General features: G+C 61.4%; 10 protein-coding genes. 7 read left to right on the top strand and 3 right to left on the bottom strand.

The window, feature by feature from the left end; all coding sequences use genetic code 11:
- The first annotated feature begins 1,152 nt into the window (after positions 1–1,152).
- The 3 genes from OG884_RS12130 to OG884_RS12120 all read left to right on the top strand — a co-directional run bounded on the left by OG884_RS12130 (position 1,153) and on the right by OG884_RS12120 (position 4,994).
- On the top strand, positions 1,153–4,059 hold the full coding sequence (locus tag OG884_RS12130; RefSeq protein WP_326645096.1) for an N-6 DNA methylase: 2,907 nt from the start codon (positions 1,153–1,155) through the stop codon (positions 4,057–4,059).
- Positions 4,060–4,178: 119 nt separating this feature from the next.
- Positions 4,179–4,448 carry a transposase gene (locus OG884_RS12125; RefSeq protein WP_326645094.1) on the top strand — a complete coding sequence of 90 codons (270 nt, stop codon included), beginning with the start codon at positions 4,179–4,181 and terminating at the stop codon, positions 4,446–4,448.
- A 39-nt stretch (positions 4,449–4,487) separates the two neighbouring features.
- Positions 4,488–4,994 carry an IS5 family transposase gene (locus OG884_RS12120; RefSeq protein WP_326645093.1) on the top strand — a complete coding sequence of 169 codons (507 nt, stop codon included), beginning with the start codon at positions 4,488–4,490 and terminating at the stop codon, positions 4,992–4,994.
- An 828-nt stretch (positions 4,995–5,822) separates the two neighbouring features.
- Here OG884_RS12120 and OG884_RS12115 read toward each other — a convergent pair.
- Positions 5,823–7,622, bottom strand: coding sequence for a serine/threonine-protein kinase (locus tag OG884_RS12115; protein ID WP_326645091.1), 1,800 nt, complete (start codon positions 7,620–7,622; stop codon positions 5,823–5,825).
- A gap of 483 nt (positions 7,623–8,105) precedes the next feature.
- A complete protein-coding gene (locus tag OG884_RS12110; RefSeq protein ID WP_326645089.1) occupies positions 8,106–8,240 on the bottom strand; it encodes a hypothetical protein in 135 nt (44 codons plus the stop codon).
- Between the two features lie 380 nt (positions 8,241–8,620).
- On the opposite strand from OG884_RS12110, the gene OG884_RS12105 reads away from it, so the two are divergent.
- Positions 8,621–8,914: a hypothetical protein gene (locus OG884_RS12105; protein ID WP_326645087.1), complete on the top strand. Its 294-nt coding sequence runs from the start codon at positions 8,621–8,623 to the stop codon at positions 8,912–8,914.
- Between the two features lie 86 nt (positions 8,915–9,000).
- Here the strand turns inward: OG884_RS12105 and OG884_RS12100 are convergent, their stop codons facing one another.
- Positions 9,001–9,201, bottom strand: coding sequence for a hypothetical protein (locus OG884_RS12100; protein ID WP_326645085.1), 201 nt, complete (start codon positions 9,199–9,201; stop codon positions 9,001–9,003).
- 1,066 nt (positions 9,202–10,267) lie between these two features.
- Between OG884_RS12100 and OG884_RS12095 the strand changes: the two genes are divergently transcribed.
- The 3 genes from OG884_RS12095 to OG884_RS12085 are packed head-to-tail and all read left to right on the top strand — an operon-like array spanning position 10,268 to position 16,397.
- The gene (locus OG884_RS12095) at positions 10,268–12,013 is read left to right on the top strand and encodes a type I restriction-modification system subunit M (RefSeq protein ID WP_326645083.1); all 1,746 of its coding nucleotides are present in this window, start codon (positions 10,268–10,270) and stop codon (positions 12,011–12,013) included.
- The gene (locus OG884_RS12090) at positions 12,010–13,257 is read left to right on the top strand and encodes a restriction endonuclease subunit S (protein WP_326645080.1); all 1,248 of its coding nucleotides are present in this window, start codon (positions 12,010–12,012) and stop codon (positions 13,255–13,257) included. Before OG884_RS12095 ends, OG884_RS12090 begins: the two co-directional genes overlap by 4 nt.
- On the top strand, positions 13,257–16,397 hold the full coding sequence (locus OG884_RS12085) for a type I restriction endonuclease subunit R (RefSeq protein ID WP_326645078.1): 3,141 nt from the start codon (positions 13,257–13,259) through the stop codon (positions 16,395–16,397). The genes OG884_RS12090 and OG884_RS12085 overlap by 1 nt, the downstream gene beginning before the upstream one ends.
- The last annotated feature ends 77 nt before the right edge of the window (positions 16,398–16,474 follow it).

Below are 16,474 nucleotides of genomic sequence, written 5' to 3'. Positions count from 1 at the left end.
GTTGGCGGCCCGGCCGTACGACCTGAGGCACGCGGTGGTCTCTCTGTGGCTGTCCCGCCGACTGAGGTAGCCCAGCGTGCTGGCCACGGGTGGACGCGCTCCTCCGTGTCTACGCGAAATGCCTCGAAGGGCAGCGAGATCGTGCCAACGGTCAGATCACCAAAGCTCTCGAAGATTGACAGACAGCGCTACACGAGAGGCCCCGGCGAACCCGAGGCCTCTCGTGTTTTCTGGCTGCGGGCTACTTGGATTACCGGTGGCCAACTCTTCCCTGGTGATTGCGGATGCTCTCTGAAGTTCCGGCGTAGTTACAGCCTCCGTATCCGCACCTGATCCAGGCGCCGCTCTGGACAGCTTCATTGGTCACGGGTCGGCCTGGTCCGTAGCCATGCTTGTGCAGTAGTCGCGGTACAGAGCCGCCGTACTCCGCGGCCAACAGTGCAGCCTCGGCGATCTTGTCGTGTCCGCGGGCAAAGAAAGAGCCGATGCCGGTCTCCTCGCCGCAGCCACACCAGCACGTGCCGGTAGGGATAAGTCTGGGTAGCTTGGGACTAGTCATGCCTTCAAGATAAGTAACCTAGAAGATTAATCAAGGAGGGGGAACAAGGTTGAGGCCTTTAGGTGACGTCCGGTAGGTCTTGCGGGCGGCCGTTGCTCGGAAGGCCGTTCTGACGGAGAAGCTCGACGCGTGCTGAGTTTCTGCGTCACGAGGTGAGGGCGAAGGGGGTGTGAATTGAGCTCTGGTCTGGCGAAACGCTTCCAAGATCATCACGTGTATATTCCGTGAACGGCGGCTCAAGGCCGCTCACGGTGGCCTACGGCTGCATAGGGGAACATGCCGCTTCGGGGGAGAACTCCCAAGTCAGACGGCAAGCCACAAGGTCAACTAGGTGCCCCCGGCATGATTCGAACATGCGACACCCGCTTTAGGAGAGCGGTGGCCGTACTACTTGCTCATATGGCCTGAGCTGGGCATACGCCTCCCGCAGCCCGCATCGATTGCAAGATCATCCCGCCCATGTCCCGTACCTAGCTAGGGCTACCATGCAACAGCTGGGCCTTCCTCTTGATGTTGGCGAGAGCTGACCCGATACCACGCAAACTGGATCGAAAGTAGCGACGGAGATCGTCGCAGCCGGTAGCTTCTGCTCTGTGGTTCTAGATGAGCTCAAGAGCAAGATCGACAGGTTGTGGGACGCGTTCTGGTCCAACGGAATCTCCAACCCTGTCGAGGTAGTCGACCAGGTCACATATCTGTTGTTCATACGAAAGCTGGATGTTATCCAGGCTTCCAAAGACGACCGGCATGAACGCACCGGCACGCCGGTTGAGAATCCCATTTACACCACGGAGACGGACTACCTGCGATGGTCCCGGTTCAAGGCGTTGCCGCCGGACAGGATGCTCAGCGTCGTTCGAGACGAGGTCTTCCCGTGGCTCCGGTCTGCTGTGAGGGCTGATACAACCTACGCCCATCACCTGAGAGACGCACTGCTCGCCATCCCAACGGCTGATCTGCTGGCAAAAGTTGTCGACCTGCTCGACGAACTTCCCCTAGGTGAGGGCGACGCGGGGGGAAAATTATACGAGTACATGCTCAGCAAGATCGCCACAGCCGGGCAGAGCGGGCAGTTCCGTACGCCCCAGCACATCATCCAGCTCATGGTCGAGATGATGGCTCCCGGCCCTGAAGATGAAGTGTGCGACCCTGTCTGCGGCACGGCTGGCTTCCTAGTTGCGGCGGCCGATTACATAGCTCGTGTCCACAACGACGCACTGATTGGTCCGGCTGACGTACGAGACTTCAACCACAGCATGTTCCACGGGTTCGACTTCGACTCGACCATGCTGCGGATCGCCAGTATGAACATGCTGCTGCACGGAGTCGAACAGCCCGATATCCGCTACCGTGACTCCCTGGCCCAGAACGTGGCCGACGAGTTCGAGCGATATTCGCTGATCTTGACCAACCCACCGTTCGCGGGCAGCCTCGACTACGAGACCACCGCCAAGGATCTGCTCCAGGTCGTCAAGACCAAGAAGACCGAACTGCTGTTCCTGGCCCTGTTCCTGCATCTGCTCAAGCCCGGTGGCCGCGCCGCCGTCATCGTTCCGGATGGCGTGCTGTTTGGTTCCTCTGCAGCACACAAGGAGCTGCGCCGAGTCCTAGTAGAGGAACACAAGCTAGATGGGGTGATCAAACTACCGAGCGGCGTCTTCAAACCGTACAGTGGAATTTCCACATCGATCCTCCTCTTTACTAAAACCAACAGCGGCGGAACAGACAATGTCTGGTTCTATGAAGTGACCGCCGACGGCTTCAGCCTTGACGGCAGACACATTCCGTTGCTCGACGAGAATAAGACTGGCCCACGCCCTGCTGCAGCGCTGGAAGACGGCGAAATGGCGAGGAACAACCTGCCCGATGTGGTCGCCCGTTGGGCACACAGGAACGATAGCGAGCGGAAGCGAAGACGCTCAGAGCAGAGCTTCTGTGTAGCCAAAAAGGAGATAGTTGCCCAGGGCTACAATCTCAGCATCAACTGCTACCGAGAGATCGGTGAGGGAACGAGAACTGGGCGCGTCGAAGACTGGCGACTTGGCGACTTCGCCGAGATCCACACTGGATGGGTACCAGGGCAGGAAATCGAATGGGATGCGCGCCCTGCCGATATTCGTAATGAGCAGAGAGTCCTGCACGCCTCGCTTCTGACGTCTCCATTGCCAAGCGTTGACGACCTTCCAATTCACACCACCGATCGACGACCAAACCGTCTCCGTGAGGGAGACATAGTGGGTCGAGCCATGGGGGGTGGTCGCTACTGGACGGTACTTCCCAGTGAATACGAAGGTGTTCAAGCTGGCCAGTGGGTCTTAATAATTAGGATCACTCGCAATATAGTTCCTGCGGAATACGTAGCTTCCTATCTATTAAGCCCTCAAGCAGAGCAAGCCATTCCACGTCATGGAGCAGCGATTCCACGTGTCAGTATACGTGACCTGGTCAATCTGCGGATCCCAGCATGCGAAGGAGATTTCGAGTCAATTCGCTCCGCCGTTTCAGTTCTCAGCGAGGGTGTCGGCGAAATAAAGCGGATCCAAGACGCACTCGATGAGTCCCGGGTGAGCATCTTCGAAGACGGAGCCAAAAGGGACAGACGAATACGACTGGAACAGGCAGCAGACCTAAGCTCTTTGATCATCCAGACTCTCCGCAAGCAGACTGAGCCATATCATGTCTTTCAGCAAACGTACCCCTATGCAATCGCGCGTGCTGTCCGCAAGTTTCAGCATAGCCGGGCCCTCGCTGAAAAGCACGAAGCAGCACTCCAATGTGCCGAGACCTTGATTATCTCCCTGGGGATTATCTCACTATCCCTCGCAGCGTATAGAGAGCGAACGGAGGTAAACGAAATAGCCAAGTGGACGGAAGCCGCACGTTCCTCGGGCGTCTCAGTGGGCCACTGGGTTGGAGTAACAAGGGCAGTTGGAAACGAGCTGAGGAAAAACGGTGATGAGGTAACTGGCCTTGGCCAAGCTACCGCTGCAAAGAGGGGAGGAAAGGGCCTTATTGCAGACCTTTCGGCTCTCGCCAACATCCGAAACGAGATCAGGCATGGTGGCGGGCCTCGCACTAGGGCAGAGATAGAAACGAGCCTGGCAAAGCTAGAGCCACTCCTATTCAGTGCCCTCACCTATAGCGCCTTTCTCGAAAAAACGAAGTGGATATACACAGAGAGGCTTAGCTGGCAGCTAAAGCGCGGGAATTATCGGGTATCTGGACTGCTCTTAATGGGAGACCATCCCGACTTTGAGCCAGTCAGCTTCGAGACCGGCAAACCCGTTGCCGACAACAATCTCTACATGCTAACGCTACAGGGCGAAGTGATACCACTTTTCCCCTTCTGTATCCTGGCCGACTGCCCTATTTGCCTTGCACCAGAACTCTACTATCCGGACCAGGTAGTCAAGACTGTGGCTAGGCTTAAGAGTATCGACAGGGGTCACGAATTGGATAGCGAAGCTATCTTTGAAGGGCTCACAGAGGTTATGGAGTAAGCGCGAATCATGGAGCATCACGCTCTTTGCGTCTCGCTACTCATGGCCTGATCGCCTTAGAACTCCTAACAGAATGAGGTCGGCCGCATCCGGGAACATGATCGGTCGTTGAACCCATTGTGAGGAAGGGCGAGCAGCCACCGTGGCTCGTGCCCGATGGGCTCTGGCAACGGATCGATCCGTTGCTTCCGACGATCGAATGCCGCTACCGCAATCCCGGACGCAAGCGGATTGACGACCGCAAAGCACTGTGCGGGATCTTGTTCGTGCTCTACACCGCGATCCCGTGGGAGTTCCTGCCCCAGGAGCTGGGGGTTCGGCTCGGGGATGACCTGCTGGAGACGATTGCGCGACTGGAACCAAGCCGGCGTCTGGAAGCGGCTCCATGAACTCCTGCTGGCCGAGCTGCACGCCGCTGACCGGCTGGATTGGTCCAAGGCGGTGATCGACAGCTCCCATGTACGGGCGCTCAAGGGCGGCCCAAAACCGGCCCGAGCCCGGTCGATCGAGGCAGGACCGGCTCGAAGCACCATGTGATCACAGACGGGAACGGTATCCCGCTGGCGGTCAGCCTCGGCGGCGGCAACCGCAACGACATCCTGCAGCTCATGCCTCTCGTGGAGGCGATTCCGCCGGTCCGCGGCAAGGTCGGCAAGCCTCGCCGACGTCCCAGAACGCTGTACGCCGACCGCGCCTACGATCACGACCGCTATCGCCGTCAGCTACGGGAGAAGAGAATCGAGCCGATCATTGCTCGCCGAGGCATTCCGCACGGCTCCGGCCTGGGCGTGCATCGGTGGGTGGTGGAGCAGACGATCGCCCTGCTGCACTGGTTTCGCCGATTACGCATCCGCTGGGAAATCCGCGACGACATCCATGAAGCCTTCATGACCCTCGCCTCCGCCATCATCTGCTGGCGACGCCTCAACCACTGATCGCATTCTGTTAGGAGTTCTTAGGAGAGCGGTGGTTCTTCTGCCTGCACGGTGGCCTCGACCTGCGATAATTCCTTGGTTGGCGGTCACACCGTGCTTGATCATCCCGCGTATATCCCGGAGAGCTAGAGCCGGTCACCGAGAGGCACAACCTACCCCCTTTGTCACCAACCCCAGCCTTCTTGGCGTTGCAGGTTTGGGCCGGGCTGTCGATGGACCCGTAGGGCGCCGTTGCTGCGGTAACAGCCGTGGATGATGCCGTTCCCGTCGGGTATGGCTGCCAGCGCTACGCCGCCGATGCCCATCGAGAGAGCGGCGATTGCTGCAACGATCAGTAGCTTTCGAACTACGTGAGGTCGTCGCGCGTGACTGCCCGGCGATCGTCGCACTCCAAGGGGACGACGTTCGTCCTCGGCGACTACGACTATCTGCGCGACAAAGAGACGGCGCAACGCTTCGATGCCAGGGCTGCAGCGAAGTTCCACGAGGTCGACGCCAACCGGTGGGTACTCGCCGTGCCCCAGGTCTGGGGTTGTCACGCCCGAGAACGTCCTCCTATGGGCCGTCGCCAACCTGCTACTGCGCGAGAACGAGGCGGAAGCGATCACCTGGATGAGCTACGGCCGCTCGGATGGCGTCGATTACGGCCGGGCCCCCTACGGTCGCCGCCCCAACGGGGAGCCTGTTTTCGAAGAACCCGAAATCGTGGTCGCCCAGGTCGAGCCGTCCGAAATCATGCCGGGATATGCGCTCCTTCAAGCTTGTCTCGGTAACGATTGATTCGGTGTGATCCCAGAATACGCCTTGACGAATTTCCCCCATCTAGCGTCATGGGATCTTCGGCTCCGATGGCATTCCCCAGTCACTATATGTCGTTGTTACTGGTATGACAACGGAATCGAAAACCGGGATGGACTGAATTACGCGACTAGGGGCAAGATTCTGATCAACAATGATGGTGAACTTGATACTTCGTTCCTTCGAGAAAGCAGCGAGGAACTTGTAGAACGGGCCCACGGTGGCCGACTTTGCCATCTTCGACATCGGGGCGCTTCCCTTAAGGAAGATCTGCCCGCCAATTGTAGTTTTCTTCATATTAGAAGACGCTGCGGCAAGGGCCTGAATAACGTACGGCGAACTCGCCCAGCGAACGCGACGGGCTGTCATGAAGGGCTCGGGAAGATTACGGTCGGCGATTCCACCATTGATATCGGCGTCTGTCGGATTCTCGGAGGCAGTATCGAAACCGCGGTTGCCGACAAGTGTTACGTTTGCTACCGACTGCGCACCCTCGTTGTCACCGAAGTAGGTTAGATCCATCCGATAGCGAGTGGCTGCAGGCGGGTGGAATGCAAGCTCTCCCTGAGCCTCGAACCACATCTCGTCCCAGCCGGATGACTTCAAGCTGAACTGCGCCGTTCCCATAGCTTCGGCTACAGCGAGAGCAGCGTCCGCGATTTCTAGAGGAGTTCCCGGCTTCGCGTTGGATGCGGACGATTTACTTGGTGAAGCAGACATCGCGACTAGGGCCGAATGTGTTGGGGCGGCACTCGGAGCGCCCCGAGTGCCGGCGTTCGCTTCATCATCGCCTGTCCTGGGAGTTTCATAAAGGAGTATCGAAACTCCAACACTGGCTACAACAGCAGCAGTAATCCCGCCCACCAGCCAGGTTCGGTTACCTCGCCTTCCTTGCTCGCTCTCCGGTTCAGGAATCGATACGGTCCAGGATTCCGCCAGGAGACTCAAAGTCAACTCGGTGGTTCGGGCCGCGGACGTCTCCGACTCGGGAATGAGTAGCGTCATCAACTGATCGGCCGTTGGACGCTCAGCGGGGTCCTTCTTCAGGGCAGCACCGACAACCAATTGAAGGCCCTCGGGCAGGCCGTCAAGCGCCGGAGCTTCGTTGCGGAGCCGAAAGACCACGGCCTCTAATGGACCGGAACCGAACGGCGGATTACCTGTCGCTGCGAACATCACAGTGCAGGCCCACGCGAAGATGTCCGCGGGCGGACCTCCCTGCCCCTCGAACTGTTCGGGCGCCATGTATCCGGCGGATCCGACAACGACCCCAGTTCGCGTGATCGACGTTGCGTCGAGTGTCTGAGCGATTCCGAAGTCGATGACCTTGGGGCCAGCAGTCGAAAGCAGGATGTTGCTGGGCTTAAGGTCGCGATGAACGACCCCTGTTGCATGGATCGACCGGAGTGCATCAGCGAGTCCAACCGCGAGGGCACGAGTGGACTCGGAGTTCAACGGCCCTTCTTGAGCTACATGATCAGAAAGAGACGGACCGTCGACATACTCGGTTACGAGGTAGGGAGGGCTGGCCTCCAGATTCATCTCGATGACGCGGCTCGTGAAGCTGCCTCCAATGAGGAGGAGCGTCTTGGCCTCGCGGCGAAACCGGGCCAGAAAGCTGGCGTCATTGGCGAGATCTGAGCGTACGACCTTGATAGCCGCGGCCCGCCCGTTCTTGGTCCGTCCCAGATAGACCGTCCCCATTCCTCCGGCACCTAGCCTGGCGAGCAGTCGGTAACTTCCAATGCGTTTGGGATCGCTTGACGTCAACTCGCTACGGGCCACAGGCACACTCTCACGATTGGAACGATCTACTGGGTAAGAGATCATATATGTGGATTAAGAGGTTCGGAAGATCGGATTTATAAACGCCGACGCACCTCAACCCCCATGACGGGAGAGAATGCGATGTCCGGACGAGGTGCCCCACAGCTTCCGGCCTGGCCCCTACCCGCGGTAGGTGGTGGGCCGGTGATCGAGGGGTGGCGGACTGAACAGAGTGGGTGGAGGGACGCGCTGCTGATCGTGACGGCGGATGAGTCATCGGTCACGGCTGAGCGGTGCGCCCGAAGCTACGCGACTGGGGCGGACTGTCTTCACCACGAGGTGGAGTGGACCCGCCCGAATCCCCTGCCTGAGGGTGCCCGTTGTCGACTCTGAACGTACGATGCCGCGACGGCGGAAAACGAAATGTCCGAGAGACTGGTTGGCAGGTACCCTGCGCGAGGACCTAGGAAGGGAATCGCGGTGGCGCATGTAGAGGTTGGTCAGCCTACGAGCAACCTGTGACCCCCATGAACCTCGACGCTTCGGTCACCGGTCTTCGGAGTTGGAGGTCTCCGGGGCATGGACGCTTTCCCAGATAGCATCGTCGGTCTTGGACTCCTGGCGCTGGCGCTGACGGTTGGTGTGCTCGGCGGTGACCGGGGTGTTGGCGCGGACTCGCATGAACTTGCCCTGCCTCCTGCGTAGCTGCTGCTGCTCCTCCTGGCTGACCTTTAGCTCGGGCCCCTGCTTCGCGGCGGCGGCACGCTGAGAGGGGAACGCTCCCAGCTTCCGACGAACCTCAAGCTCCTCGGCGCTGGGCTGGGCCGGCTGACGCTGCTTCTTCGACTTCCCCAGAGATCCCGGGTTCCGTAGTTGTTCTGAGCATTGGCGGATCCACAGAACACGGCACGAAGGTATATAACCCTGCGTAGTCTAATGAGCTACAACCAGTAGGGCGTAGTGATGGCGCCCCGCCCACCTCATGGATAGGGGAGATTGCCGTGGCCGACCGCACGCCAAGCTGGCTGAGGGCAGAGAGCTCTTCGGCTCGGGCCTTACGCATGGATCTGGCCATCACTCTCGCCGCTCAGGTCGACTCAGCTCGACATCTGTCGTTACTCCAGCAGCCTCTATTGAACTGGCACGAAGGCGACGCAGTAGCGCGTCTGCTGGACGAACTGGCCGCGGTTTTGGGCGATGAGCCGCTCGCCGAGCTCGCCGGTGAACTTGCCGATCGGCTTCGCGGCCGGCTCGGCCCGATGCCCGGATACGACCCGGAGGCAATGGTTGCTGCCGTCCTGGAGAGCGTAGAGCGGCGACTCAATCTGGAGATGCCTCCGGCGCCTCCTGACTGACGTGCGACGTGGCATCCTTGCAACAGCATCCAAGGGATGCCGTTAAGGCTAACCGGCTACGAAGGCCAACGTTGGTGTAGCTCAGATCAGAAGTTTCTGATCATTACGTCGAGATCGGCTGCAGCGTCACGGATCGCCTGGCATGACCGGCGCATGCCTGCGTATGCCTCGACGGCGGCCAGCCCTGAACGGTTGCGCTGCTGTTCGATGTGTTGCTCCAGCTCGGCGAGCTGGTGGCGGAGTCGGGCGTAGACATCGTCGATCACGCGCTGCTGGGTTCCCTGCATGGAAGTTGCTCCTCCCTCGATCATCAAGAGACCTCGACGGCTACTCTATGCATTCAATGATTTACGGGAGGTGATTTATGTTGTTCATGTTCCTGCCTAACCCGCTGTTCTTCGGAGGCTGAGAGCCTGGCGGCGCCTCCGGGTGAAAGGGCCCGGGGGCGTCGTCAGCGGGCCTGATCGTTGCCGACATCAGCACGCGAGGCATGCCGAGTCGACGGCCGAGGGCGTCCACCATGGCAGCGGTCATGCGCTCAGGTTCGTGGCCCGACATCAAGCCGATTCGTGTGCGCAGTCCGGTGGCCAGTTCGCCCAGCTCACCGAGAGCGGAATGCCAGCATGACCGTCCGTTTTTCAGGCGGAACGATCGCCTTGCCCGGGTGCCGGATGCCGTGGTCAGAAGGTTGTAGGCGGTCGCCGGTGTGAGCGCATGGTGCCTGATGTTGTCGTCACCGTTGTCGTCAAGCTCCCGCACTCCGCTGCTGCCTCTGGCCTTCTGATCCGTAGATTCCCAAACGCTGGCCAGGAGCGTTCAGACCAGTTCGCCGCACAGGTCGTGAAGGATCCGCTCGTTCATATCGGTTCAGGCGGGTCCGGGACCGTACAGACCCTTGGCTCCCAGTATGGCTCCCAAAACCGGCTCGACACTGTTCATTCTCCTTGCCCATACTCATGGCGGTGGTCCGCCGGGAAGCCCGCCCCCGTACCTGCAAGGCGAGCCTTTCGGCAACGCGTCGGGGCGCCGGCGCGGCGACGGTGTCTTGGAACTCGGCGGACCGCTCAGAGGAGCGAGCGAGACAGCAGCCAGGTTCCCGGTTGTGTTGGGCCGTTCACGTCCAGCAGGCGCGAAGTTCACCGAGGCTGCCTGACCTCTCGTTGCTCGCGCTTTATGTCGGCCCCCTCCGCTACGGTGCGGGCGGGCCTGACTTCCCGGTTACGCAGGAGGCCGAGGTGCGCGAAGATGGCCTCATGACCCCCGCCAGCGGACGTGCGTTGCCTTGCCCGGGCTACAACTACCCCAGTGGGCCAGCGTAATTATGCACGTTGAGTGATTCTCGTGAGGAGCCTTGTGAGCACGCTCGGTAGTTTCATCTGGTCGATCGCCGACCAGCTTCGAGGTCCCTACCGCCCCAACCAGTACGGGAACGTGATCCTCCCGTTCACGATCCTTCGGCGCCTCGACTGCATCCTGGAGCCGGACCGCGACACCGTCCGAGACCTGGCTGCGGCATACGAGAACCCGAACCGGCTCCGGATCGAGATCAAGAAGGCCACCGGCCGGCCGTTCTACAACACCTCGAAGTACAGCTTCGCCAACCTGCTGAAGGACGCGGACGGGCTCGAAGACAACCTCGTCGACTACATCGACCGGTTCTCCGCCGATGTTGATGTGTTCGAGTACTTCGACTTCAAGAAAGAGATCATCGCCCTGGAGAAGGCCGGTCTCCTGCGCGAGATTGTGAAGTCCTTCGGTGCCGTCGACCTGCACCCCGATGTCGTGTCCAACGCCGACATGGGGGACGCGTTCGAGTACATCATCCGCAAGTTCAACGAGGCCGCGAACGAGACCTCCGGTGACCACTACACGCCGCGTGACGCGATCCGGCTGCTGGTCGACCTGCTCTTCGCCGAGAAGGATGCCGACCTGACCGAGGCCGGGATCGTCCGCACGCTCTACGACCCCACCGCCGGCACCGGCGGCATGCTCACCCTGGCCGAGGAGCACCTGCTCGCGCAGAACCCAGACGCCCGGCTGAGCCTGTACGGCCAGGAGTACAACCCACAGTCTTACGCGATCTGCAAGTCCGACCTGCTCGCCAAGGGCCACGACGCGTCCAACATCGCCTTCGGCAACACGCTCACTGACGACGCCTTCAAAGGCCGCCAGTTCGACTTCTGCATGTCCAACCCGCCGTACGGCGTCGACTGGAAGCAGTACGTCAAGGCCGTCACCAAGGAGCGTGACGAGGCAGGCCCGTACGGCCGCTTCGCGCCGGGCCTGCCGGCCACCTCGGACGGCCAGATGCTGTTCCTGCTGCATCTGGCGCACAAGATGCGCGCCCCTGAGGACGGCGGCGGCCGGGTCGGGATCGTCATGAACGGCTCGCCGCTCTTCAACGGGGCCGCGGAGTCCGGCCCGTCCAACATCCGCAAGTGGCTGCTGGAGAACGACCTGGTCGAGGCGATCGTCGCGCTGCCGACCAACATGTTCTTCAACACCGGCATCGCCACCTATATCTGGATCCTCGACAACACCAAGCACCCCGACCGCAAGGGCCTAGTCCAGCTCATCGACGGCAGCTCGTTCTGGACCAAGATGCGCAAGAACCTTGGGGCTAAGAACCGCGAACTCAGTGACCCCGACCGCGCTAAGATCCTCCGGCTGTACGCCGACTTCACCGACGCCGACCTCGACTTCTCCAAGGTGCTGCGCAACGACGAGTTCGGCTACTGGACCATCACCGTCGAGCAGCCACTGCTAGGTGAGGGCGGCAAGCCCGTCGTCGACCGCAAGGGCAAGCCGAAGCCCGACTCCAAGAAGCGCGACACCGAGAACGTGCCCTTCACCTACGGCGGCTCGACGGCCGGACCTGCGGGCAAGGCCGAGGTCATTCAGACCTACTTCGACACAGAGGTGAAGCCGCACGTTCCCGACGCCTGGATCGACTGGGTCAAGATCAAGGTCGGCTACGAGATCCCCTTCACCCGCCAGTTCTATAAGTACGTCCCGCCCCGCCCTCTTGCCGAGATCGACGCCGACCTGGAGAAACAGGTCGCCAAGATCCTTGACCTGCTGCGGGAGGTCGAGCAGTGACCGGGCCGCTGTGGACGAGATTGCCGGACGGTTGGCTGACTGGCCGGGTCAAAAATGTCGCGACGGTCACGCTCGGCAAGATGCTCCAGAGCAAGGACGGCGGCAGTGACGTGAGCGCGCCATACATGCGCGCAGCCAACGTGCAACCCGAGGGCTTGCTTGCCCTCGATGACGTGAACGAGATGTGGTTCGGCGAAGCCGAACTGGAGCAGTTGAGCATTCGGGCGGGCGATGTCGTCGTTGTCGAAGGCGGGCAAGGCGGATTCGGCCGTGCTGCCTACGTCGAAAACGACCTTCCGGGCTGGGGTTTCCAGAATTCAATCAACCGACTCCGACCCATCGGCGACTTCGATGGACGCTTCATCGCGTTCTACCTCATCGCACTGCGGGCAAGCGGCTACATTCGCGCCTACAGCAACGTCGTGTCGATGCCACACCTTACGGCCGAAAAGCTCGCATGCGTACCGATCCCGCTGCCGCCGGTGGAGCAGCAGCGCGCCATCGCCGACTACCTCGACTGCGAGACCGCCCGCATCGACACGCTCATCGAGGAGCAGCAGCGCCTGATCGAGATGCTCCGCGAGCGGCGGCAGGCGGTTGTGGACGCAGCCTTCGCTGCTCTCGGCGAGCCCAGTGTGCAACTGCGCCGGTACATCAAGTTTCTAACAAGCGGGTCCCGCGGTTGGGGCGACTACTACGCCGACGACGGCGAGCGGTTCCTGCGAATCGGAAACCTGCCTCGTACGAACCTGAGCATCCGGGGCGAGGTCCAGTTCGTTAGCCTCCCGGCTGACGTGACCGAAGGCTCGCGGACGATACTAGAGGCAGGAGACCTGCTCTTCTCCATCACCGCCTACCTGGGATCCGTAGCCGTGGTCGACAACGACTGGGTCGGTTCGTATGTAAGCCAGCATGTAGCCCTCTGCCGCCTCGATCCAGACCGCCTGGACTCAAGGTTCGCGGGGTGGTTCATGCTGACCACCGTAGGCCAAGACCAACTCAACCAGGGAGCAGCAGGCGGGGCGAAGATGCAACTCGCTCTCGATGACATCAAGGGTCTTCGGGTGCCGACGGCGTCCATAGCTGAGCAGCACCACATCGCGGTCCATCTTGACGAGCAGACGGAGAAGATTGACGCGCTCATCGCAGAGACGCAGCGCCTGATCGAGCTCGCTCGCGAGCGCCGGTCGGCACTCATCACCGCTGCCGTGACGGGTCAGGTCGACGTACGAGAGGCTGCGTGATGGCTGATTACAACGAGGTCGTCTTCGAGACGGAGATCTGCGAGTACCTCGCGGTCCACGGGTGGCTGTACTCGGCGGACGACACCGGCTACGACCGTGAGCGGGCGCTGTTCCCCGAGGATCTGTTCGCCTGGCTGGAGGCGACCCAGAAGCCGGCGTACGAGAAGGCGCTGAAGGCGGCCGGGTCGCAGGCGAAGTTTCTCGACGTGCTGACGACGGCGTTGGACAAGCCGCTGGAGCATGGCGGTGGGATGCTGAACATCCTACGGAACGGGGTGCAGTTCATCGGCGGTGGCCGGTTGAAGATGGCGCAGTTCCGGCCCGAGACGACGCTGAACGAGACGACGAACGCGCACTATGCGGCGATGCGGGTCCGGGTGATGCGGCAGGTGCACTTCTCGACCGCCGACCAGCGCAGCATCGACCTGGTGTTCTTCGTCAACGGGCTCCCGGTCGCGACGGTGGAGCTGAAGACCGACTTCACCCAGTCGCTGAACGAGGCGATCCAGCAGTACCAGAAGAAGCGCAATCCGCTGACCAACGGTCGGCGCGAGCCGCTGCTGTCGTTCGGGCACCGGGCGCTGGTCCACTTCGCGGTCTCCAACGACTTCGCCGCGATGACGACCCGGCTGGAAGGCGAGGATACGCACTTCCTGCCGTTCGACACCGGCTTCGACGACGGCGCCGGGAACCCACCTGGTGCGGACGGGAGGTCGGCGACGGCGTACCTGTGGGAGCGAGTCTGGGAGAAGCACGCCTGGCTCAACATCATCGGCCGGCTAATGATCGTGGAGACCAAGGAGGAGTGGGACGTCACGACCGGCACGTCGGTGCGCCGTACGAACATGCTGTTCCCCCGGTTCCACCAGTGGGAGGCGGTCACGGACATCGTGGCCGCCGTGGCTGAGGAAGGTGTCGGCCAGCGTTATCTGATCGAGCACTCCGCGGGGTCGGGGAAGACGAACACGATCGCCTGGACGGCACACCGTCTCGCCCGGCTCCACGTCGATGATGAGAAGGTCTTCGACTCGGTCATCGTGGTCGTCGACCGCACAGTGCTCGACGGACAGCTTCAGGACGCGATCCGGCAGATCGACGGCAGCGGGAAGATCGTCGCGACGATCAGCCCCGAGGACGTGCGCAAGGCCGGCGCGAAGTCGAAGTCCGGCCTCCTGGCACAGGCGCTGAAGAACGGCGAGTTAATCATCGCGGTGACGGTACAGACCTTCCCGCACGCCCTCGACGAGATCCGGGCCGACTCCGGCCTGAAGGGCAAGCGGTTCGCCGTCATCGCCGACGAAGCGCACTCCTCACAGTCGGGACAGATCTCCTCGAAGCTGAGACAGGTTCTGACCGCCGAGGAGATCAAGGAGATCGAGGACGGAGGCTCGGTCGACATCGAGGCGATCCTGGCCTCGGAGATGACCGAGCGGGCCGAGTCGGAGAACATCTCCTACTTCGCCTTCACCGCAACCCCGAAGAACAAGACCCTGGAACTGTTCGGCCGCACGGGGCCGGACGGCGAGCCGCACGAGTTCCACCTGTACTCCATGAAGCAGGCGATCGAGGAGGGCTACATCCTCGACGTGCTCAAGGGCTACCAGTCCTACGACACCGCGTTGAAGATCGCCGGCAAGGCTGAGAGCGGCGACGGCGGCGAGGTCGAGGAGTCGGCCGCGCGCAAGGGACTGATGCGGTGGGTACAGCTGCACCCGACCAACATCAGCCAGAAGGTGCAGATCATCATCGAGCACTTCCACGCCAACGTCGCCCACCTGCTAGAGGGCAAGGCGAAGGCGATGGTCGTCACCGACTCGCGCAAGGCCGCGGTGAAGTACAAGAAGGCGATCGACGCCTACATCGCCAAGCGGGCCGCCGAGGACGCGTCGTACAACTACCGGACCCTGGTCGCGTTCTCCGGGTCGGTGTCGATGACCGAGAACGAGACGTGGAGCCAGGACTGGGGGCCGACGCCGTCGAAGGACGACGACTTCACCGAGGCCAAAATGAACCCCGGATCGGGCGCCGACCTGGCCGCGGCGTTCAAGGGCAACACGTACAAGATCATGCTGGTCGCCAACAAATTCCAGACCGGCTTCGACCAGCCGCTGCTCTCGGCGATGTACGTCGACAAGAAGCTCTCCGGGGTCACCGCCGTGCAAACGCTCTCCCGGCTCAACCGAACCCACCGCACCGCCGGCGGGGAGCAGAAGACCAAGACGTTCGTCATCGACTTCATCAACAAGCCCGACGACATCAAGACCGCCTTCGATCCGTACTTCACCAACGCCACCCTGGAAACCGAGACCAACCCGTACGTCGTCATACACCTCGCGACCAAGCTCGCCCACGCGGGGATCTACACCGAGGAGCAGGTCCGCCAGGTCGCCGAGCTGTGGGTCACCCGCAAGGGCAACAACGCGCTCTCGGCGGCAATCAGCCCGGCCCAGCACGACTTCCGGCGTCGCTACGCGGCAGCGATCGAGACCGAGGACAAGGTCACGCTCAACACGCTCGACCTCTTCCGCAAGGACGTCTCCACCTACGTGCGGCTCTATGACTTCATGAGCCAGATCGTCGACTACGGCGACCCGTACATGGAGATGCTCTCGATCTTCCTCCGGCTTTTGGAGAAGGTCATCGCCGAGTCCTCATGGAGCGCCGACGTCGACCTTTCGGACGTAGTCCTGGTCGGTGTGAAGCACAGCAAGGCAATCGCGATTGACATCTCGCTGACCGGAGACAGTGCGCTGAAGGGGATCGGCGCAGCAGGCACCGGCACCAAGAAGGAGCCGAAGTACGTCGCGCTCCAGGTCGTCATCGACAAGATGAACGACCTCTTCGGTGCCGAGTCGTTCGCCGAGTCCCAGATCCGGGAGTTCGTGCAGGGGCTCGTGCAGCGACTGCTCGCCGACCCGGACCTGGTCCAGCAGACCCGGGTGAACTCGAAGAAGCAGTTCATGGAGTCGCAGGACTTCCAGTCCGCCGTCACCGAGGTCGTCGCCGACAACCAGGAGGCGCATAACGCCATGGCTGACTACTTCTTCACTGACGGGCCTGCGATCAAAGGGATCATCGTGGCCCTCGCCGACGCGTTCTACGAGGCCGCGATCGACAAGGGGACAGGTCGGCCTGGCTAGGATCTTGAGGTATCCCTCTCAGTTCCTCCCTCTTGTTCGTGGGGCCTTGCAGATCAGACCATTCGGGGAACCATCGT

Source organism: Streptosporangium sp. NBC_01755 (genome assembly GCF_035917995.1).
Lineage (GTDB): Bacteria > Actinomycetota > Actinomycetes > Streptosporangiales > Streptosporangiaceae > Streptosporangium.
This window is presented reverse-complemented; position numbering and strand designations above follow the sequence as displayed.